Source organism: Aeromonas sp. 600724 (assembly GCF_049175135.1).
GTDB lineage: Bacteria > Pseudomonadota > Gammaproteobacteria > Enterobacterales > Aeromonadaceae > Aeromonas > Aeromonas veronii_A.
This window is the reverse complement of record NZ_JAAKUM010000016.1, coordinates 20,594-41,540: the sequence shown is the minus strand read 5'-3', so window position 1 is coordinate 41,540 and position 20,947 is coordinate 20,594. Positions and strand designations below refer to the sequence as shown.

Sequence of the window (20,947 nt, the reverse complement as noted above, 5' to 3'; positions counted from 1 at the left end):
TGATGAAAGTTGATATGCAATTGGATCAGGATAAATTCCGTCAGGCATGGCAAGGGTTTGCCGGTGAAAACTGGAAGCACGAGATCAACGTCCGTGATTTTATCCAGCAGAACTACACCCCCTATGAAGGTGACGAACAGTTTTTAGCAGATGCGACCGAAGCGACCACCACTTTGTGGAATAAGGTGATGGAGGGGATCCGTATCGAGAATGCCACCCACGCACCGGTCGATTTTGATACCAATATTGCCACGACCATTACTGCCCACGGGCCGGGTTATATCGAGCAGGGGCTGGAAAAAATCGTTGGCCTGCAAACCGACAAGCCCCTTAAAAGAGCACTGCATCCATTTGGCGGAGTAAATATGATCCGCAGCTCTTTTGAAGCATATGGCCGGGAGATGGATCCCGAATTTGAATATACCTTCAGCGAATTGCGCAAAACCCATAACCAGGGCGTGTTCGACGTCTACTCTCACGAGATGTTGCGCTGCCGAAAATCGGGAATTTTGACCGGTTTACCGGATGGTTACGGCCGTGGTCGCATTATCGGAGATTATCGTCGGGTCGCGCTCTATGGCATAGATTATCTAATCCGTGAGCGGGAGCTGCAGTTTGCCGATCTGCAACCGGCGCTTGAGCGGGGAGAGCAGCTGGAGCAGGTGATCCGCCAGCGCGAGGAGCTGGCCGAGCACAAGCGGGCACTGGTGCAGATCAAGCAGATGGCGGCCAACTACGGCTTTGACATCTCCGGGCCGGCACGCACTGCCCAGCAGGCAGTCCAGTGGCTCTACTTTACCTATCTGGCGGCGGTGAAGTCGCAAAATGGCGGGGCCATGTCCCTCGGTCGCACCGCCACCTTCCTCGACATCTATATCGAGCGGGATCTGAAGGCGGGGCTTATCAGCGAGCAGGATGCCCAGGAGCTGGTCGATCACTTCATCATGAAGATCCGCATGGTGCGCTTCCTGCGCACCCCCGAGTTTGACTCTCTCTTCTCCGGCGATCCCATCTGGGCCACCGAGGTGATCGGCGGCATGGGGCTGGATGGTCGCACCCTGGTGACCAAGAACTCCTTCCGCTACCTCCACACCCTCAAGACCATGGGGCCGGCGCCCGAGCCCAACCTCACCATCCTCTGGGCGGAAGGATTGCCGCGGGCCTTCAAGACCTATGCCGCCCGCGTCTCCATCGATACCTCATCCCTGCAGTATGAGAACGATGACCTGATGCGCACCGACTTCGAGAGCGATGACTACGCCATCGCCTGCTGCGTGAGCCCCATGGTGATCGGCAAGCAGATGCAGTTCTTCGGTGCACGCGCCAACCTGGCCAAGACCCTGCTCTATTGCATCAACGGCGGCGTGGACGAGAAGCTGAAGATCCAGGTTGGTCCGAAAGTGGCGCCCATCATGGACGAGGTGCTGGATTACGAGACCGTCATGGCCAGCCTCGACAGCTTTATGGATTGGCTGGCGGTGCAGTACATCAGCGCGTTGAACCTGATCCACTACATGCACGACAAGTACAGCTATGAGGCCTCGCTGATGGCGCTGCACGATCGCGACGTCTATCGCACCATGGCCTGCGGCATTGCCGGTCTGTCGGTAGCGGTCGATTCGCTGGCGGCCATCAAGTACGCCCGGGTCAAGCCGGTGCGCGATGCTGACGGGCTGGCGGTCGATTTCGTGATTGAGGGGGAGTATCCCCAGTACGGCAACAACGACGAGCGGGCCGACTCCATTGCCTGCGATCTGGTCGAGCGCTTCATGAAGAAGATCCAGGCGCTGCCGACCTACCGCAATGCGGTACCGACCCAGTCGATCCTGACCATCACCTCCAACGTGGTCTATGGCCAGAAGACCGGCAACACCCCGGATGGCCGCCGCGCCGGTGCCCCGTTTGCCCCGGGGGCCAACCCGATGCACGGTCGGGATAGCAAGGGGGCGGTCGCTTCGCTCGCCTCGGTGGCCAAGCTGCCGTTCAAATACGCCAAGGACGGGATCTCCTACACCTTCTCCATCGTGCCGGGGGCGCTCGGCAAGGAACCCGCCAATCGCGAGAACAATCTGGTGGGGCTGATGGATGGCTACTTCCATCACGAGCGGGATGTGGAAGGGGGGCAGCACCTCAACGTCAACGTGATGAACCGCGAGATGCTGCTGGATGCCATCGACAATCCGGACAAGTACCCCAGCCTGACCATCCGGGTCTCCGGCTATGCGGTGCGCTTCAACGCCTTGACCCGCGAGCAGCAGCAGGACGTCATCTCCAGAACTTTCACCAACATGATGTAACTCTCATGCCCGGGGTGAGCAGGCTTGCTCCGGGCCTACTTTTTGTTTGTCAGCACGAGGAAGTAACAGATGCGACAGGTTATCACTACCAAAGCGGCGCCGGGCGCCATCGGCCCCTATGTGCAGGCCACCCGGATTGGCAACATCCTCTACACCTCCGGTCAGATCCCGCTGGACCCGGTGAGCGGCGACGTTGCGGAGGGGATCGAAGCGCAGACCCTGCGCTCCCTGCAAAACGTACAGGCGATTGTCGAGGCGGCAGGCGGCGAGGTGCGAAACATCTTCAAGACCACGGTGTTTGTCTCGGATCTGAACGACTTTGCTGCGGTCAACCGGGTCTACAACGACTTCTTCACCGAGCACGATGCCATGTATCCGGCTCGCTCCTGCGTAGAAGTGGCTCGGTTACCGAAGGATGTGAAGATCGAGATAGAGGCGATTGCTGCGCTGGAGTCCTGACGCGGCGATCCTTATCAATAAAAAGAGCGGCAGCTCGAGGCCTGCCGCTCTTTTTTCATCGAACCCGCCGTGCGCGATAAGGGCGCAAGGAGCAGGTCATTCTGGATCAGGCGATCCGTTCGATACGAGCCATGTAGAAGCCGTCGAAGCCGGTCTCGGACGGGCTCACGGTGTGATCGTCACGCAGACGGAAGTTTTCGTTGGCGGCGAGGAACTTGTCCACCTGCTGGCGGTTCTCCTCGGGCAGGATGGAGCAGGTTGCATAGACCAGCAGGCCGCCGACTTTCACCATCTGGCTGTAACGCTGCAGGATCTCTTCTTGCAGCGCGACCAGCACCGGCAGACGCTCGGCGGTATCACGCCACTTGGCATCCGGATTGCGCTTGAGTACGCCAAGACCGGAACAGGGCACGTCAAGCAGTACGCGGTCGGCGCTCTCTTTGAGGCGCTTGACGGTCTTGCTGCTGGTGATGACCCGGGTCTCCACGTTGTGGGCACCGGCGCGACGGGCGCGCTGCTTGAGGTTCTCCAGCTTCCACTCTTCCACATCCATTGCCAGCAGACGGCCTTTACCCTGCATCATGGCGGCGATATGCAGGGTCTTGCCACCGGCACCGGCGCAGGCGTCGATCACCCGCATGCCTGGGGCAACTTCCAAAGCGGCAGCAACCAGCTGGGAGCCAGCGTCCTGCTGTTCGAAGCAACCATCGGCAAAGGCCTTGGTACGGAACAGGGCGGCGTCAGAGGTGACCTGCAGGGCAGTCTCCACACCTTCAACCGGAATGGTGGTGACCTGCTCTTTGGCCAGCATGGCTTGCAGTTCATCACGGGTGCACTTGAGGGTGTTGACCCGCAGGTAGCGCTTGGGCATCCAGGCCAGGGCGGCACGCTCGGCAGGCCAGGCTTCACCCAGCTGCTCGCTACCCAGTTTCTCCAGCCAGCTCGGGCAACCATCCATCAATACCGGGTTCTTCTTCGCCTCGGTCAGACGGCGGCGGAATGCTTCTTCATTGAAGCGATCCAGGGTCGGGTGATTGGGCTGGGCAATTTTGTGGAAGGCGTGCCAGCTGTGCAGCAGTGGCCAGACATTCTTTTCGGCCTGACGCACCTGAATACCGGTGAGGAAACAATAGAGGCTGAGACGGCGCAGCAGGTCGCCGGTGACCAGGGCAATCCTTGCCTGTTCTTGCGGTTTGAGTTCGATGCCGGAGAAGTGACGGGCATAGGCGCGGTCGAGGGTAAGACCCTGACCGAGCACATCGTCAACAATGGCAACGACCAGATCCCCGAAACGGGGCAACAGTGGGGATTTGAGCATGAGATTAACCTTGGCCAGATAAAGATGAACCGCACCTTTGTGAAGAGGAGCAGTTCTAAAATTGACAAATCCGCGCAATGATAGGGGTTAGACGGGGTTGGCGCAACACTCCCACTCGGGAATGGTGGAAAGGGTTGCTTCAGCTTTGTATTGATGTGGCCGAATAAAAATAAAGTACAGGCCGCAATTCAGGCGATTGCATTAATACAAGGACTAAAAACAATGCATGTGACGAAATACTCTAGGGTGGCCTTGCTGGTTGCCAGCATGCTGGGCTCAACCAGCCTGATGGCCAGCGAGTGGAGCACGGTAGCCGCCAGAGCGACTGCGGAGCAAGGTTATGAGGTGCGGGCCAATCAGTTTCGAGTGGCCAAGGTGCCGCTCGACTATTTTGCCGGACTGCAAGCCGGGGTGAGTGAGCTGACCCTGCCGCTGCCCGATGGGGGGGAGGTCACCTTTGCTCTGGAAGCCTACGACTTGCTGCCTGCAGATCTTGCCGCCAAGTATCCGCAGATCCGCACCTTCAAGGGGTACAACCCGGCGCATCCGATAGAGACGGGGCGCTTCGATCTGGGGCCACAGGGTTTCCATGCCATGTTCAGCCATCAGGGCAAGATGGTGTTTGTCGATCCGCTGCGCAATGCCGAAGGGTATGCCGTCTATTACCAGCAGGATGCCCATAGTCGCCTGGAGGATGAGGCGGACAAGGTGCTTGGCCATGATGCCGACAGGGCGTTGCAGCAAAGGGTGCAGGTGGATGGTAATGTGCGTAAGCGCTACACCATCGCCATTTCGGCGACGGGGGAATATACCCGATACCACGGAGGCTCCAGGGTACTGACCATGGCGGCCATCACAACCCTGCTCAACCGGGTGAATCAGGTCTATCAACAGGATGTGGGGGCAGAGTTTGTATTGGCCAGTGGCAATGACAACCTGGTCTTTACCGATCCGGCCAGTGATCCCTTTGATAACACCAATGCGGATGCTGATCTGAACGTAGATGTGCAGGCTCAGGCGTTTGCTGCCGGGGATGTGGGGGCATTTGATATCGGCCATGTCCTCAATACTGGAGGCGGTGGTTTGGCGAGTTTGGGGGTGTTATGTGTTGATACCCTGCCACCCTATTACGCCTATGGCGCCAAGTCATCTGGCATGACGGGTTCAAAAGAACCAGTCGGTGATGCTTTCTTTATAGACTATGTGGCCCATGAAATTGGCCACCAGTTTGGTGCCGAGCATACCTTCAACGGCACGACCGGCAATTGTGGTGCGGGTAACCGTGCTGAGGAGCAAGCTTGGGAGCCGGGCAGTGGCAGCTCCATCATGGCCTATGCCGGCATCTGCGGTGAGGAGAATATCCAGCCACACAGCGATCCCTATTTCCATAGCAAGTCCATCGAGCAGATGCGAGCTCATATGGCGAGCGAATCGACCTGCGGAACCACGCTCGCGTTGAGCAATAATGCTCCGCAGGTTGCGGCCGGCAACGATTATGTGATCCCGGCCAATACGCCCTTTGCCCTGAAGGGGGCGGGGGCGGATCTGGATGGTAACCCTCTGCTCTTCAACTGGGAGCAGATCGACAAAGGCACCGAATCGAGCAGCGTCGCTACCATGGTTGACGATGGCTCCCGGCCGCTGTTTCGTTTTGTCTCTCCCACGGCATCGCCGGAGCGGATCCTGCCGAGTTTGCCATCCCTGCTCTCCGGCACGCTTGCCAAAGGAGAGGCCTGGCCGACCACCAACCGGGATCTCAATTTCAGACTGACGGTGCGAGATGGTCAGGGTGGCGTTGCCAGCGATGACATGAAGGTGCAGGTGGTCAATACCGGCACAGCATTTCGCATCACCAGCCCAATTTCCGGGGTCACCCTCACGCCCGGGGGGAGTCAGTCACTGACATGGGACGTGGCTGGCACCACGTTGCCACCCATCAGTTGCAGCAAGGTGGATATATCTGTAACCCAGGACGAGGGTGCTAGCTGGGCACTCCTCGTCTCCAGCCAGCCCAACAGCGGCTCTGCCACAGTGACCCTGCCGGGCAACCTCACCAGCAGTGTCAGGCTGAAAGTGGCTTGCAGCGACAACATCTTCTTTGCCATCAGTCCCCTCAAATTGCCTCTGGTGCAAGGTGGCTCTAATTCAGGTGGCGGTGGTGGTGGCGGGGTGCTCGGATTGTGGACGCTAGCACTGGCGCTGCTTGGCTGGCAACGGAGGCGCACATGAGGGGAATCCCCCTGTTGCTGCTTGCCATGCTCGGCGGTTGTCGGGTCGATGCCAGCACCCTGGAGCAGGAGCTGAGTGCAAACCTTGCCAGGCAGGATTACCGCCTCATCGTGATCGCGGGGCGGGGAGAGTTCGCCCCCGGTATTGCAGCCGAGCAGCAGGCAGAGGCCAAGGCGCGCTGTGGCAAGCGTTATCTGGATGGATTGGGCGATGTGATAAGGCCCGGCCAGCACGAAACGCATGCCAAACTGAGTGCCTACGCCAGCGAGTTTAACCGGCGCATGGTGATTCATTGCCCGATAGCATCGGGCGCGGATAAGCAGTAATACGCCAACGAACCAATCCAAATGGGGGGATATTCAGCCCCCTATCTATCCGTGAAGGCGCCAATGGCGCCTTCACTTTTTTCCGTTGTTGAATGGGGTCAGTCTGTATCGCCTGAGATGGGGAGCGTGGGTGTAGCACGATGTCTCAGCGTGACAGAAGTTTTGTGCGAATTTTCTTTTCTGTCTGTCACGCAGATCGTCAATTGACGCTGCACCATACTTGTTGTCACCAGGGTAGGGCAAGGAGGCTCTATGAAGCATGGCATTGCGGTGATTATCACCAGTTTGTCTGTTCAGGTTGCAGCAGAACCACAGTGGACCTTCATGGATGAAAACTTGGAAAGGGGAGGGATCTATGATGTGCGAGCTGAAAAGGTCAGAGTGGTGGTTCCTGACAAGCCTTTTGAGCCCGGGCATCTCGCCAGTGTGTTGACTTTGCCACTGCCGGATGGCACTACGGTGCAGTTTGATGTTCATCCCAATGCCTTGCTCCCGGAGCCTTTGGCCCAGCGCTACCCTTCTATCAATACTTACAGTGGGAAGGCTATCGATCGGGCGGCGGATACAGGCCGATTTGATGTCACCATACATGGTTTTCACGGTATGTTTACCCATCAGGGGCGTACCTTTTATGTCGATCCGCTTCAGGACGGTTTCTCTTATGCCGTTTATGAACAGCAAGATGCCTGGCGGCGACAGGATGTGGATCAGGTGATTGATCCTCATGGTATCGAGCGTGAGCGAGCTGTGCTGGTCGATGGCAATTTGCGCAAGCGCTACACTATCGCTATCTCGGCAACCGGGGAATATACCCAGTATCACGGTGGTACCAAGGTTGCAGCACTCTCGGCGATTGCAACACTGCTTAATCGGGTCAATGAAGTCTATCGCCGTGATGTGGGGGCCGAGTTTCAGCTTGCAGCTGATACGGATAATGTGATTTTCACCGATCCTGCGACGGATCCTTTCACCAACTCGACCCAGGATATCGCAATCAACCAGACCCAACAGGGGGTGTTGCTCAATCCTTCTTTTGATCTGGGCCATCTGCTGGCGACATCAGGCGGCGGGGTGGCGACCCTGAGATCTTTATGCAACCCTTTCAGCCGTTCACGGGGCATGACCGGAGGCTCACAGCCTATCGGTGATGCATTCTTTATTGATTATGTGGCTCACGAATTGGGGCACCAGCTGGGGGCAGAGCACTCCTTCAATGGCATGGCCGACAGTTGTGCCACGGGTCGCAAGGCTAGCTCAGCCTGGGAACCGGGCAGTGGCTCGACCATCATGGCCTATGCCGGGATCTGTGGTGAGGAGAATCTGCAGGTTAACAGCACACCTTTCTTTCACAGCAAGTCGATCGAGCAGATGCGGGCTCTGATGGCCTCTCTGCCCTCCTGCGGCACCGACCTGGCGCTTGCCAATAACGCGCCGGTTGTGGATGCGGGGGGCGATAGGGTGATCCCCGCCAATACGCCTTTCACTCTTGTCGGTAGTGCGCTGGATCTGGATGGAGATGCCTTGAGTTACACCTGGGAGCAGGTGGATCTGGGCAACGCATCCAGCAGTTTGGCCACCATGGTGGATGATGGGTCACGCCCGCTGTTTCGCTTTGTCTCGCCAACTTCGGATCCCCGCCGAACCTTGCCTGCCATGAGCTCGCTGATCACGGGTGTGCTGGCCAAAGGGGAGGCGTGGCCAGCGACCAATCGCAATCTCCAGTTCCGCCTTACCGTACGTGATGGTCAGGGGGCGGTCAGCAGTGATGAGATGGTGGTGCAGGTGATCAATACCGGCGCGGCATTTGCCATCACAGCCCCGCAGATTGGCGCCATGGTGGCGGGTAGCACTCAGCTAGTGACATGGAATGTTGCTGGGACCGATCAGCCTCCTATCAACTGTCCCAGCGTGGATTTGGCACTGACACAGAATGGCGGTTCTAGCTGGACTACGCTGGCAAGCGGGCTTGTCAATAACGGTTCGGCCAGTGTGGTGTTGCCTGCACCGTTGATCAGCACGGCTAGGCTGAAGCTGGCATGCAGCAATAATATTTTTTTCTCTATCAATGGGATAAGAGGTAATGCGTCGGCCACTACGGAAAGTGCAACTGTCATTACCGACAACAATACGGGTGGCGGCGGCGGTGGTGGTGCGGTGAGTATCATTGTGATCATCCTGATGGGAGGTGCAGCCGGATGGCGCAGGTATTACGGTTAGCCGTCAGTTTGCTGTTTCTGCATATCTGCGCAGCGCCTGTTGTGGCCGCATCACTGACCGAGGCAATAGATGAGAGTCTTGCTGCTCAGGATTATCGGCTCATCGTGCGCGGCGGGCGTGGCGGCATGGCCCCGGGGGTTGTGGAGTCATTGCAAGCAGAAGCGAGAACCCGGTGCGGAGTCCGTTATCTGAAAGGGTTCGGCGATGTGATTGAGATGGGCAAGGAGGCGGAGTTTGAGCAGCGGATTGACTATGCCACCCGATATAACCGACAGATGCTGGAAAGGTGCATGCCGGAGGCGATTCAGAGGTAATAGTTTGCAGGTAAACACAGCGGGGAGGCAGTTGCCTCCCCGCTGTGTTATGGCTTGTCACTGACAGATGAGCGGAGCACAATGCCTGCGTCACTCTCTTGATGGTCGTGGAACCATTATTTATTTGAAGGAAAATCAAGATGATGGATGTTGCTGATCTGCGCCGTGAATACTCCCGTGGCGGGCTGCACCGGGCCGATCTGCCGGCCGAGCCGCTGGCGCTGTTCGAGAAGTGGTTGGCGCAGGCCTGTGAGGCCAAATTGACCGATCCCACCGCCATGGTGGTAGCGACGGTGGATGCCGATGGTCAGCCCTGGCAGCGCACTGTGCTGCTCAAGCACTACGACGCCCAGGGGATGGTCTTTTACACCAACATGGGTAGCCGTAAGGCGCAGCAGCTGGAAGGCAATCCTCGAATCAGCCTGCTCTTCCCCTGGCACACGCTGGACAGACAGGTTCATGTGACCGGTCGGGTGGAGAAGATGAGCACCTTCGAGGTGATGAAGTATTTCCACAGCCGTCCCAAGGATAGCCAGATCGCTGCCTGGGTCTCCAAGCAGTCGACCCGCATCTCGGCCCGCGGCGTGCTGGAGGCCAAGTTCCTCGAGCTCAAGCAGAAGTTCGCCAATGGCGAAGTGCCGCTGCCGAGCTTCTGGGGCGGATTCCGGGTAGTGATCGAGACAGTGGAGTTCTGGCAGGGGGGCGAGCACCGACTGCACGACCGCTTCTACTACACCCGCGAAGGGGATGGCTGGCATATCGAGCGTCTGGCTCCCTGATCGCGCTGTTCAAATCTGTTTTCACAAGGAGTGTGTATGCGTCTGTATGGTGATCTGCGTTCCGGCAACTGCTACAAGGTGTGGCTGCTGGCCCGCTGGCTGGAGTTGCCCCTTGAGTGGGTTGAGGTGGATATTCAGGCGGGGGATACCCGTACCCCTGCATTTTTGGCCATGAACCCCAACGGCAAGATCCCGGTGCTGGAGATTGGCCAGGGCGATACGCTGGCGGAATCCAACGCCATCCTCTTCTATCTGGGGCAAGGCAGTACCTTGTGGCCAACCGAGCCGCGCCAGCAGGCCGAGGTGCTCAAATGGATGTTCTTTGAGCAGTACAGCCATGAGCCCTACATCGCGGTGGCCCGCTTTATCGTTCACTATCTCGGCCGACCCGAGTCGCAGGAGGCGCGGCTCGACGGTCTGAAAGCCGGTGGCGAGAAGGCGCTGGCGGTAATGGAGCAGCAGCTGAAACAGAGCCCCTACCTGTGCGGTGATGCGCCGACCATCGCCGATATCGCCCTTTATGCCTACACCCATGTGGCAGAGGAGGGGATCTTCTCTCTGCAGGGGTGGCCCGCTATCCGTAGCTGGATCGCCCGTATCGAAGCCCATCCCCGTCACCTGACGCTGCCAGCGGCCTGTCAGGCCAGCTGATGGAACTGCTGATCGAGGCCAGTCTGTGGCAACCGCAGTGGGCTGCGCTGTTGCTGCACTGGCAGCAGCAAGGTCATCGCTGGCAGCTGCTGCTGGGCAAAGAGGCGGCGGCCGCCCTCGATCAAACCGATGCACCCTGGGCGAGCAGCCCTCCAGACGGGGTGTTCTGCCCGGGAGCCCTGCTGGCTGCCTGGCTCGATGGGGATCTGCTGGTGGATTTTCATGTTGATCCCAGCCGCCAGATCCTGATCAGCGCCTCTACTTCCCTATTGACCCTCGCCAGGGAGCAGGGACTGCTCACCCTTGGCCCTGTGGGGGCCGATCTGCCGCTCACCCCCGAGGCCGATTTGGGCGCCGTGCTAAATCGCCTGCTGGCGCGCCGCGTGACAGTGCCGACCCTGGTTGAGGATCATCCGCTATCAGGCGTCGCGCTGCGACCGCTGCAGGCCGCCGATGATCGCGAGATAGTACGCTACTGCAACGACGAGGCGCTGGCCCGCTACACCCTTAATATTCCTCACCCCTATCCGCCGGAGGGGGCCCGCGACTGGCTGGCGCTCAGCTGGCGCAAGGCGGCGCTTGGTCTTGGCTGGAGCTGGGCCATCACCTTGCCAGAGGAGCAAGGGACTGCGCTGGTCGGGGTGATCTCCCTGCACTGGAATGGCGAGCTCGCCTGGTGGGTGGGCGTGCCCTGGCAAAATCGCGGTCTGGCGACTCGGGCCGCAGGCTTGGTCAAGGGGTTCGCCTTTGCCCAACTGCAACTGCCTGCGCTGACGGCTCGCCATATGCCAGACAATTTAGCCTCCGGCCGGGTGATGGCTAAAGTGGGCATGCACTATCGCGGGCGGCGCCATATCAGTGGTCGCCAGCCGTGCGAGGTGAGCTACTGGCGGCTGGATCGCGCGCCCTCCTTGCCCAGCCCCTTGCCCGAGGAAATTGCCCGCTGGCTGGCAGATGAGCGGATCGCCGTGGTGATCCTGCGCGATCCTGTAACGTTGGATCGGCAGAGTACCAACGGCAAGCTGGCCATCTCGCTCTTTGTGGATGAGAGGGGGGAGGGGGAGAAGCCCTGTTTTCTGCGTTGCCCGCCGCATCTTGAGAGGTTGCTGGCGCTGCACTGTTACCCCGTCGATCTGCTGGAGCAGGCCGAACCGGAGCAGTTGTCCCATCTTGGCGGCGTCTTGCTGAAAGACAGGGATGAACGGGGGCTGGCGTGGCTGCTGCAACTGGTCGCGCTGCAGCGTCAGGGGCCCGAGCTGCTTAGCCGCGAGGAGCGCGTATCACGGCTCCACTGCTTCAACCAATTGATGGCGCAGGCGCTGGGCGGCAACGGTGACTCTTCGCAGATACGCTATCAGCAGTTACAGCTGCTGGTGGAGCTGCCGGAGCTGGTCGACGAGCTGGATGGCTGTTGGCATCAAACGCCCGAACTGACCTTTGAGCGGTTGGCGCGGGAGGCTCCCGCCCTCTGGCTGGCCTACCGCGAGGCGATGAACAGGGCCACCCCGGCTACGCTAACAGCCTTGCAGCAGCAGTTTGCAGCTCGTTTTCCTGAGTGCACCCTCCCATTTTTGGACAAAGGTACTCAGAATGACCAGCCGTTGTGTGGAATAATGCCCGCTCTGCTGTACGAGGAGTAATACCTGATGTTGAGAACCGAGCGCCCCGGTGACATGCTGCCGGTCTATGAGCTGCTGAGTGCCGCCTTCGGTCGTTCCGATGAGGCCGAACTGGTCAACCGCCTGCGCGAATGTGGCGCTGCCGTGGTGACCATGGTCGAAGAGGAAGAGTACGAGTTCATGGGGCACCTGATGCTAAGCCCGATCACCATTAACGGCATGGAAGGGCCCTGGCTCGGTCTGGCGCCGGTCGCGGTTCATCCCGACTGGCAAGGCCAGGGGATTGGCTCGGATCTTATCCGTGAAGGGCTTGATACGGCGCTCGAGATGGACTGGAAAGGGGTGGTGGTACTCGGGGATCCGGCCTATTACAGCCGTTTCGGTTTCCGCCCGGCCAGCGAGTTTGGCCTGCACTGCATCTATGAGGTACCTGCCGACTGCTTTATGGCGATGGAGCTGCAGGAGCGCGGTTTTTCGGGTGTGCAGGGTGAGGTGCTCTATCACCCCCTGTTTGATGAACTCCCCGACGAGCTGCCGGACGCGCAGGCAGAAGAGTCCTATTTATAGCGAGAAGTCGCAGCGACAAGCCATAGCGAAAAAGCCCTCATCGAGGGCTTTTTCAGTTTATATCAGTCCCTGCCGGGCTTATTCGAGCAAATTGGCTCAGGCAATGATGTCGAGCTGGGTGCCCTTGCGATTATCTTCGCCCACCATGTTACCCATCTGCTGGGCGAGCGGGCTCTGCTGGAATTGCATGTAGTCGCTCAGATTCTGCTGGCGCTGGTAGCGATTGGCCGCCTGATAGAGTTCAGCCGTGCTCGGGCCCGACTTGCTGTCGGTCTCCTGACCGCTGGCCTCCAGGTAGCGCTCCACCACGGCTTTATCTTGCTGGTTAGCCGTATAAGAGACCGCCATGGTTCTGCGAGCCGTTGCTTTCTCTTCGCTCTGTGCCTGCAATTCATCCTTCTTGGTCAGTGCTTCGTTACGGGCCTGACTGACCTGCTCGGGTGTGACAGTGGGAGAGGAGGGATATTTGCCGTAATCGGGCAGCGGCATGGGCCGGGAGGTGATCTGCATGGTGGCGCTTCTCTTGTGAACAGGGACGGACGCATGATACCCATCCATGTTAGCTCAATAAATCACCACTTGTCGGTTCATCAAGAGTGGGTTCAGCTTCGCGCATCGATTGTTAATTGAACCGCATCTGAGTGACAAAAAGGCGCCATAAGGCGCCTTTTTATCCTTCAGTTACCGCCGGATCAGTTGAAGAACCAGTAACCGCGGTTGACCAGACGGGTCAGCAGTTGCAGGAAACCGGCCTGATCGGCCAGCTCCACCATATCGGCTTGAGTGATGATGTCTTTGTCACACAAGAGCGAAATGGCTGCCGCGTCTTCGCTTTGCAGAGTCCAGGCTTCGCCGTCGATGAAGCACTGCTGGCTCTCGCCGCTGAACCAGACGGTGCGCAGACCCGGCACCTTGATGGCAGGTTCGCCCTGGGTCAGCAGGTCGGCTACCTCCTCGGCGCTGTAGTCCGGCTCGACCGGATTGACGTCGAGATCGTGCTTGGCCTCGGAGATCATGGTGCCGAACCACTCCTTGAACAGAGTCTCGTCATCGAGGGCCTGCTGCATCAGCTCGCGCAGACGGTGCAGCTCGTGGGGCTGGATCTCGCCGTGACGGGCGCGGGGCTTGAGATCGGCATCGCCGTAACGCTCGGTACGCACCTCGTTGTCGATCAGGTGATCGGCAAAGGAGGAGATAAGCGCCTTGGCATCCGGTGCGCGGAAGCCCACCGAGAAGTTCATGGAGGGCTCGATGGCGTAGCCTTCGTGGGGGAATCCGGGCGGAATGTAGAGGATGTCGCCCGGCTCCATGATGACGTCGATGATCGCCTCGAACGGCTCGCAGTGCAGCAGGGCGGCGTGGGCGGCGAACTCGTTGAGCGGCTTGGCATCGCCAACCCGCCAGTGGCGTTTGCCCAGACCCTGGGTGATAAACACATCGTAATTGTCGATATGGGGGCCGACACCCGCATGGGGGGTGGAGAAGCTCACCATCACATCGTCAAAGCGCCAGCCCGGGATGAACTGGAACGGTACCGCCAGCTCGTTTACTTCGGGAGCCCAGTGGTTGCAAGCCTGTACCAGAATGGTCCAGTTCTCTTCGCCCAGATGGTCATAGGATTCGAAGGGGCCGTGGGCGGCATCCCACTTGCCGTCGAAACGGGTGACGAGGCGGGACTCGACCACCTCTTCCATGGCCAGACCCGCCAGCTCGTCCGGGCTGATGGGATCCTGAAAGTCCTTGAAGCCGCCCTTGATAAGGAGCGGGCGCTTCTGCCAGTAGTGCTCGAGGAAGTGAGCGATATCCAGATTGAGTTCGTACATGCTGTTTCTCGTGTCTCGCAAAGAGGTTTTGCCCAAGGCGGGCTTGGGAAAAGCCACTCGGGATCCTGCCGTGGCAGGGAAAATAACAGGGGCCCTGTGGCGTATCGTGCACAGGGCCCCTTCGTCACTGCCGGTTGGCTTACTTCAGCAGATCGACCAGACGCTGGGCGTCACCGATGTAGTTGGCCGGGGTCAGCTTCTTCAGCTCAACCTTGACAGCTTCCGGCAACTCCAGGGTGTCGATAAAGGTACGCATCCCTTCGGCATCGACGCGGCGGCCACGGGTCAGCTCCTTGAGCTTCTCGTAAGGCTTCTCGATACCGTAGCGGCGCATCACGGTCTGGATCGGCTCGGCCAGCACTTCCCAGTTGGCATCCAGATCGGCGGCCATGGCGGCGTCGTTGGCTTCCAGCTTGGAGATACCCTTGAGGGTCGCCTGATAGGCAATCAGGGAGTAACCCACCGCCACACCCAGGTTGCGCAGTACGGTAGAGTCGGTCAGATCACGCTGCCAGCGGGAGATGGGCAGCTTGCTCGCCAGATGCTGGAACACGGCGTTGGCCAGACCCAGATTGCCTTCGGAGTTCTCGAAGTCGATGGGGTTGACCTTGTGCGGCATGGTGGAAGAGCCGATTTCACCCGCGATGGTGCGCTGCTTGAAGTGGCCCAGGGAGATGTAACCCCACACGTCGCGGTCGAAGTCGATCAGGATGGTGTTGAAGCGGGCCATGGCGTCGAACAGCTCGGCGATATAGTCGTGTGGCTCGATCTGGGTGGTGTAGGGGTTCCAGGTCAGGCCCAGGGAGGTCACGAACTCCTCGGAGAACTGGTGCCAATCCACTTCCGGATAGGCGCTGAGGTGGGCGTTGTAGTTGCCGACTGCGCCGTTGATCTTGCCGAGGATCTCCACCGCCATGATCTGCTTGAACTGGCGCTCCAGACGGTAGGCGACGTTGGCCATCTCCTTGCCCATGGTGCTCGGGGTGGCCGGCTGACCGTGGGTGCGGGAGAGCAGCGGCATGTCACGGTACTCGTGGGCCAGACGCTTGATCTCGCTGATCAGCTTCTCGCAGTAAGGCTTGATGACCTCTTCGCGGGCGGTTTTCAGCATCAGACCGTGGGAGTTGTTGTTGATGTCTTCCGAGGTGCAGGCGAAGTGGATGAACTCGCTGACAGCCGCCAGCTCCGGGTTCACTTCGACTTTCTCTTTGAGGAAGTACTCAACCGCTTTCACATCATGGTTGGTGGTGCGCTCGATCTGTTTGATACGGGCGGCGTCACTCTCGTTGAAGTTGCTGACGATGCCGTCGAGCAGGGCGTTGGCGGCCGCACTCAGGGCTGGGACTTCCGGGATCCCGGCGTGGCTGGCCAGTTTCTGCAACCAGCGAACCTCGACTTCAACGCGAAAACGCAGCAGGCCGAATTCGGAGAAGATAGGGCGCAGGGCATCGGCCTTATCGCCATAACGACCGTCAATCGGGGAAACAGCAGTCAGCGCGGACAGCTCCATGGGATGAACTCCTGATGATTTGTGTGGGGGATCCGTATCCACTCGCGCGTGGGGCTGAGTCGTCGTCAGGGCGGATGTGCGGCTGTTCACCCTGATGTTGACCTCGCTTGCCCGCGCGCGAGCCGATGATTAGTAACGTTTGGCCAGCTCCACCATCTTCTTGCGAGCGAAGATGATCTGGGTGCGGCTGCCACCGAGCTGACGCCACAGCACGCAGGCACGAATGCCCGCCAGCAGCAGGGCGCGCACCTTGTGCTGCACCAGCGGCTGCTGCAGGAACAGCGGGGTACCCGCCACCTGGATGCGCGGCCCGATGGGGCTGATAAGATCGCTGTAGATGCTCGCCATGTTGGCCAAAATCTGCTCGTCGAGCAGATCGAAGTGCTGTTGCTGGCGGCCAATCTGGCTGATCCGCTCACCCAGCATATTGAGAATGTCCTTGCGCTTGGCCAGCTTGCGCTCCAGCGCAATCAGGCTCACCACGTAGCGGGTCAGCTCGGCATTCTTCTGGCTGCCGTCGGCACCCAGCTGCTCGACCAGCGCACGGTAGCCGTCGCGAATGGCCAGATGGGTGTTGTTGAACACCTCGAGCGGCTGGCTCGGGTTGGTCACCAGAATGCTGGAGAGGCTCTCGCGCAGGGCGGCCTCGTCACAGCTGCCGTCTCGGGCCACCTTTTGCACCAGATACGCGGCCTGGCAGATGCCGGCAAAGGCCATTGTTCTGTCTTGGAATTTATCGCTCACGTCTGCTGCCTTCTGTTAAGGATTCAAACCGGATGGCTGAAACGCTGTTCGATGATGCCGCCGCCCAGACACACTTCCCCGTCGTAGAAGACGGCGGATTGGCCCGGGGTCACCGCAGCCTGTTTCTCGTCGAAGATGACCCGGATGGTCTCGTCGTCGATGGGTTGGATCAGGCAGGGGATATCCTGCTGGCGGTAGCGGGTCTTGACGGTGCAGCGGCGGGGCTCGCGAATGGGAGTGCGATCCACCCAGTGCAGCTGGCTGGCGATGAGACCGTCGGAGTAGAGACGGGGATGTTCGCCCTGCGCCACCACCAGCACGTTGCGCTCGACCTCTTTGTCGACCACGTACCAGGCCTCTTCGGTGGCATCTTTGCGACCACCGATACCGAGTCCTTTGCGCTGGCCCAGGGTGTGATACATCAGACCCTGATGCTCGCCGATCACCTTGCCATCCACGGTCTCGATTTTACCGGGCTGGGCGGGCAGGAACTTGGCCAGGAAGTCCTTGAACTTGCGCTCGCCGATAAAGCAGATACCGGTGGAGTCTTTCTTCTTGGCGGTGATGAGATCCAGCTGCTCGGCGATGCGGCGCACCTCCGGCTTCTCCAGATCGCCAACCGGGAACAGGCTCTGACCCACTTGCTTCTCGCTCAGGGTATAGAGGAAGTAGCTCTGATCCTTGTTGGTATCGAGACCGCGCAGCAGGCGAGGGCGGCCGGTGCTGTCGTCACGGCGCACATAGTGGCCGGTGGCGATGTAGGTGGCACCCAGCTCTTCGGCGGCAAATTCGAGGAACGCCTTGAACTTGATCTCCTTGTTGCACAGGATATCGGGGTTCGGCGTGCGGCCAGCCTTGTACTCTTCGAGGAAGTGCTCGAACACGTTGTCCCAGTACTCGGCCGCGAAGTTGATGGTGTGGAGTTTCATCCCCAGCTTGTCGCAGACGGCCTTGGCATCAGCCAAATCCTGGGCGGCAGAGCAGTACTCGTCCGTGTCGTCTTCTTCCCAGTTCTTCATGAACAAGCCTTCGACCTGATAGCCCTGCTGCTGGAGCAGGTAGGCCGAGACGGAAGAATCCACGCCGCCGGACATGCCGACGATCACCTTGATTTGGCTGTTGTCTGTCATTAGTCGAAGTTACCAGTTCGTTTAAACGGGGCGTATTCTACCAGAGTTTTGCGCCCCCGGTCACATATCCATGCCGCAGTTCCCATCAGGAGCCTGATAGCAGGAAATCGTTTTTCTGTTGTTGGCCTTTGTCGCCGAAAAAGAGTGTCAAATGGCCTCATATAAAGGCCTTGAGGGCCGAGAGTGGCAGCCGTGTTCCCGCCAGATAATCCTGAATGCACTGCCACACCAAGGGGCTGCGCAGGGCCGGTTTGCATTCCGCTATTTCTTCAAGAGTGAGCCAGTGGCAAGCCAGCACATCACCGTCAGGATCCACTGGATGGTGCTGACCCGGCGCTTTTTCAAGGTCGAAGATGATGGCGGTGCGCACATAGGTGGCCTCGCTGTCGGCCGGTTTGAACAGATAGGTACCAAGCCAGGCGGTCGGTGTGGCGGTCAGACCCGTCTCCTCTTTCAGCTCACGACAGGCCGCTTCAAGCAGGTTTTCCCCCGGCTCCACATGGCCGGCGGGTTGGTTGAAACGGCGTTGGCCTTTTATCTCCTCTTCCACCACCAGAAAGCGCCCCTGCCACTGCACCAGGGCGGCGACCGTCAGGCGCGCCTCCATACGGGCGTGGCTGGTGGTCGAGTGCTCTGCCTGATTGTTCATCATGACTCCTTGTCGCTGCTATTTGGATTGCCCGCACGGGCGGGTCTGCGTGCCGTTCCTCGCCCGCTGCTGCGGGGTTTGCCGCCGGTCGGGTTCGTGGCTGCGCGCTCGGTTGGGTGAGTGCTGCGGGGGCGCTCGTCCCGTCTCGGCTGGCTGGCCCGCCGTGGCGCATCCCCTGCCGGTTTGGCCGGTTTGGCCGGTTTGGCGGTATGAGCGCCTGAACGGGATGAGGAGGGACGCGGGCGGCTGCTGGAGCTCGGCACCAGCTCGGGGGCGGGCAGGCTGCGGCTCTCGCCGGGTGCCAGACCATCTAACGTCCAGTCGCCGATGGCGTAGCGAATAAGGCGCAAGGTGGGGTGGCCGATATGGGCGGTCATCCGCCGTACCTGGCGGTTGCGCCCCTCCACTATCTTGATCTCCAGCCAGCAAGTGGGGATCTCCTTGCGCTCGCGAATGGGCGGATTGCGCGGCCACACCGCAGGTTCATCCATGATGCGCGCCCCGGCGGGCAGGGTCATGCCGTCGTTGAGCTCCACGCCGGCGCGCAGGGCGGCCAGTTTCTCTTCGCTCGGGATCCCTTCAACCTGCACCCAGTAGGTCTTGGGGGTCTTCTCCCTCGGCTGGGTGAGGCGCGCCTGCATCTTGCCATCGTTGGTGAGCAGCAGCAGCCCCTCGCTGTCGCGATCGAGCCGCCCTGCGGCATAGATGCCGGGCTCTTTGATGTAATCCTTGAGGGTCTCGCGGCCCGCCTCGTCGGTGAACTGGCAGAGCACCATGTAGGGCTTGTTCAGCAGGAGCAACTTGCGATCCTCTGGGGCCAGCTCCGGTTTGCGGGGGGATGCATGGCGGGGTGCGGCTGGTTTGGCCGCCGTGCGCGGGGCGTTATCGCGCGGCGCGCGGCTGACAGAGAGACGGGAGCGGGGAGATTTCATCGGATACACACTTCAGACAGACGATGGCAGCGAGTGTACCACAGGGTGCTGAGGGCAGGATGAATGGCTGGCGTTACAGCAAGCAGCGCCCAGAGCCAATTCGCCTAGCTCAGCAGGCTCTCGATGACGATAGCCTGACGGGCGGGGGCCGAGCCCGCCAACAGCAGGGCGTGGCTGACCACATCGTCGATCATCGCCTGCGCCAGTCGGGTAAGGGGGCGCAGGGTCTCCCGTCCGCTACCAACCGGCACCGCCAGCAGAATAATGGTCTGCACCGGCCCGAGCTGCGAGCCCCACTCGATGGGCTCCTTGCAGCTAAGCAGGGCCAGCGTTGGCTGGCTGATCCCTTCGCTCAATACATGAGGCATGGCAAGGCCGGGGCGGATGATGGTGGCCGAGACCTGCTCGCGCCGACTGATCGCCTCCTCCAGCGCGGCTCTGTTGCTGACCAGCTCGGCGGGCAGCAGATCGATCAGATGCTCGAGCGCTTCGGCTTTGGTCAGCGGTTCGGGGCTGTGGGCCAGCTGGCGCAGGGCAAACTGGTAGCCGGGCAGGGCGTTGGCCAGTCGCAACTCCGCCAGTGCGGCGGTGTGCGGGCGCACCAGTGGTTGACCCAGCTCCCCGCACCAGCAGGTAAAGGCCATGTGGGCCAGCTCGGCATCGCACCCTTCAATCTGCAACTGGCAGAGATCGCCGGGCTGGGTGGCGAGGGTCAACAGGGAGAGCTGGTTGCTGGCGGCAACGGTCTGGCGCCGGGTGAGGTTGGCACAGCGGATGGTGGATTTGAACATCCCCGCCAGCCGGTTTAACTGCTTGGCCTGGGTGATGCTCAACCCCTGCTGGCAGTAGAAGGTGATTTCGCGGGTCAGCATCAGGCCGGGATCGGCAGGGCCTTGAGTACGGCGTTGGCATCCAGCAGCACGGTTTCCAGTCTCACTTGATGGATGGTGCAGCCGAGGAAGCGCTCTTTCTGCTCAATCTCGATATCGGAGGCAATCAGCACCAGGTCGGCGCTGGCAATATCGCGGGCGGTCAGCATGTTCTCCATGCCCATGGCGCCCTGAGTTTCGACCTTGATCTTGAGTCCCAGCCCAGTGGCGGCTTTTTGCAGGGCATCGGCAGCCATATAGGTATGGGCAATACCGGTCGGGCAAGCGGTGACGGCGACGATCTTCATCTGCTCTCTGTGATGCTGACAAGGGGGAGCAACAAGATAGCGCCAGCGGGGGGCTTTTACCAAAAGTCCATATGAAAAGTGGGATCTTGATGGGGATATGCCCGTCCCTTGAACGGTAGTGCAGGCTCATGCCGGGCCAGTCGGGTGTCTGATTGCTCCAAACAACAAGGGCCACCCCTGTGGGTGGCCCTGAACAATCTGCGTCT

At 60.0% G+C, this 20,947-nt stretch carries 20 protein-coding genes and 1 pseudogene; 10 read left to right on the top strand and 11 right to left on the bottom strand.

Annotated features, from left to right (window positions below; all coding sequences use genetic code 11):
• The first annotated feature begins 2 nt into the window (after nucleotides 1–2).
• Nucleotides 3–2,297 carry a formate C-acetyltransferase gene (gene pflB / locus G5168_RS15375; protein WP_323912687.1) on the top strand — a complete coding sequence of 765 codons (2,295 nt, stop codon included), beginning with the start codon at nucleotides 3–5 and terminating at the stop codon, nucleotides 2,295–2,297.
• 69 nt (nucleotides 2,298–2,366) lie between these two features.
• Nucleotides 2,367–2,756 (top strand): RidA family protein, encoded by a 390-nt coding sequence (locus tag G5168_RS15370; RefSeq protein ID WP_227341070.1) that lies wholly within the window; start codon nucleotides 2,367–2,369, stop codon nucleotides 2,754–2,756.
• A 106-nt stretch (nucleotides 2,757–2,862) separates the two neighbouring features.
• On the opposite strand, the gene G5168_RS15365 is transcribed toward G5168_RS15370, so the two are convergent.
• A complete protein-coding gene (locus G5168_RS15365; RefSeq protein ID WP_047434271.1) occupies nucleotides 2,863–4,074 on the bottom strand; it encodes an RsmB/NOP family class I SAM-dependent RNA methyltransferase in 1,212 nt (403 codons plus the stop codon).
• Nucleotides 4,075–4,296: 222 nt separating this feature from the next.
• Here G5168_RS15365 and G5168_RS15360 point away from each other — a divergent pair, with 222 nt between their 5' ends.
• The 7 genes and pseudogenes from G5168_RS15360 to G5168_RS15330 form a co-directional block, all read left to right on the top strand.
• Nucleotides 4,297–6,303: a reprolysin-like metallopeptidase gene (locus tag G5168_RS15360; protein ID WP_227341069.1), complete on the top strand. Its 2,007-nt coding sequence runs from the start codon at nucleotides 4,297–4,299 to the stop codon at nucleotides 6,301–6,303.
• Complete coding sequence (locus tag G5168_RS15355) at nucleotides 6,300–6,629, top strand: hypothetical protein (protein WP_227341068.1); 330 nt, start codon at nucleotides 6,300–6,302, stop codon at nucleotides 6,627–6,629. Before G5168_RS15360 ends, G5168_RS15355 begins: the two co-directional genes overlap by 4 nt.
• 252 nt (nucleotides 6,630–6,881) lie before the next feature.
• The gene (locus G5168_RS15350) at nucleotides 6,882–8,846 is read left to right on the top strand and encodes a reprolysin-like metallopeptidase (RefSeq protein ID WP_421231257.1); all 1,965 of its coding nucleotides are present in this window, start codon (nucleotides 6,882–6,884) and stop codon (nucleotides 8,844–8,846) included.
• A complete protein-coding gene (locus tag G5168_RS15345; protein WP_227341066.1) occupies nucleotides 8,825–9,160 on the top strand; it encodes a hypothetical protein in 336 nt (111 codons plus the stop codon). Before G5168_RS15350 ends, G5168_RS15345 begins: the two co-directional genes overlap by 22 nt.
• Before the next feature lie 140 nt (nucleotides 9,161–9,300).
• Complete coding sequence (pdxH, locus tag G5168_RS15340) at nucleotides 9,301–9,939, top strand: pyridoxamine 5'-phosphate oxidase (protein ID WP_013723557.1); 639 nt, start codon at nucleotides 9,301–9,303, stop codon at nucleotides 9,937–9,939.
• A gap of 36 nt (nucleotides 9,940–9,975) precedes the next feature.
• Nucleotides 9,976–10,590, top strand: a complete 615-nt coding sequence (locus G5168_RS15335; protein ID WP_323912678.1) for a glutathione S-transferase family protein — start codon at nucleotides 9,976–9,978, stop codon at nucleotides 10,588–10,590.
• Nucleotides 10,590–11,414, top strand: a pseudogene (locus tag G5168_RS15330) (GNAT family N-acetyltransferase); the annotation flags it as partial. The gene G5168_RS15335 and the pseudogene G5168_RS15330, both read left to right, overlap by 1 nt.
• Nucleotides 11,415–11,870: 456 nt before the next feature.
• On the opposite strand, the gene G5168_RS15325 reads toward G5168_RS15330, so the two are convergent.
• Nucleotides 11,871–11,936, bottom strand: a complete 66-nt coding sequence (locus tag G5168_RS15325) for a hypothetical protein (RefSeq protein ID WP_421252445.1) — start codon at nucleotides 11,934–11,936, stop codon at nucleotides 11,871–11,873.
• 300 nt (nucleotides 11,937–12,236) lie between these two features.
• Between G5168_RS15325 and G5168_RS15320 the strand changes: the two genes are divergently transcribed.
• Nucleotides 12,237–12,776 carry a GNAT family N-acetyltransferase gene (locus G5168_RS15320; protein WP_421252429.1) on the top strand — a complete coding sequence of 180 codons (540 nt, stop codon included), beginning with the start codon at nucleotides 12,237–12,239 and terminating at the stop codon, nucleotides 12,774–12,776.
• 96 nt (nucleotides 12,777–12,872) lie between these two features.
• Here G5168_RS15320 and G5168_RS15315 read toward each other — a convergent pair whose 3' ends face one another.
• From G5168_RS15315 to G5168_RS15275, 9 genes are all read right to left on the bottom strand, one after another.
• Nucleotides 12,873–13,286: a hypothetical protein gene (locus G5168_RS15315; RefSeq protein ID WP_421252428.1), complete on the bottom strand. Its 414-nt coding sequence runs from the start codon at nucleotides 13,284–13,286 to the stop codon at nucleotides 12,873–12,875.
• Nucleotides 13,287–13,468: 182 nt separating this feature from the next.
• On the bottom strand, nucleotides 13,469–14,599 hold the full coding sequence (locus tag G5168_RS15310; protein WP_005353621.1) for a cupin domain-containing protein: 1,131 nt from the start codon (nucleotides 14,597–14,599) through the stop codon (nucleotides 13,469–13,471).
• A 139-nt stretch (nucleotides 14,600–14,738) separates the two neighbouring features.
• Entirely contained in the window at nucleotides 14,739–16,109 is a 1,371-nt protein-coding gene (purB, locus tag G5168_RS15305) for an adenylosuccinate lyase (RefSeq protein ID WP_421252427.1), read from the bottom strand.
• Nucleotides 16,110–16,238: 129 nt separating this feature from the next.
• Nucleotides 16,239–16,853, bottom strand: coding sequence for a high frequency lysogenization protein HflD (gene hflD / locus G5168_RS15300; protein WP_005334622.1), 615 nt, complete (start codon nucleotides 16,851–16,853; stop codon nucleotides 16,239–16,241).
• A gap of 23 nt (nucleotides 16,854–16,876) precedes the next feature.
• The gene (gene mnmA / locus G5168_RS15295; RefSeq protein ID WP_005353619.1) at nucleotides 16,877–17,983 is read right to left on the bottom strand and encodes a tRNA 2-thiouridine(34) synthase MnmA; all 1,107 of its coding nucleotides are present in this window, start codon (nucleotides 17,981–17,983) and stop codon (nucleotides 16,877–16,879) included.
• A 157-nt stretch (nucleotides 17,984–18,140) separates the two neighbouring features.
• On the bottom strand, nucleotides 18,141–18,632 hold the full coding sequence (locus G5168_RS15290; RefSeq protein WP_219295771.1) for an NUDIX hydrolase: 492 nt from the start codon (nucleotides 18,630–18,632) through the stop codon (nucleotides 18,141–18,143).
• Nucleotides 18,632–19,564: a pseudouridine synthase gene (locus G5168_RS15285; protein ID WP_421252426.1), complete on the bottom strand. Its 933-nt coding sequence runs from the start codon at nucleotides 19,562–19,564 to the stop codon at nucleotides 18,632–18,634. The genes G5168_RS15290 and G5168_RS15285 overlap by 1 nt, the downstream gene beginning before the upstream one ends.
• 104 nt (nucleotides 19,565–19,668) lie before the next feature.
• Nucleotides 19,669–20,436, bottom strand: coding sequence for a PTS sugar transporter subunit IIA (locus G5168_RS15280; protein ID WP_421252425.1), 768 nt, complete (start codon nucleotides 20,434–20,436; stop codon nucleotides 19,669–19,671).
• Nucleotides 20,436–20,741 carry a PTS fructose transporter subunit IIB gene (locus tag G5168_RS15275; RefSeq protein ID WP_005334611.1) on the bottom strand — a complete coding sequence of 102 codons (306 nt, stop codon included), beginning with the start codon at nucleotides 20,739–20,741 and terminating at the stop codon, nucleotides 20,436–20,438. The genes G5168_RS15280 and G5168_RS15275 overlap by 1 nt, the downstream gene beginning before the upstream one ends.
• Nucleotides 20,742–20,947 lie beyond the last annotated feature (206 nt).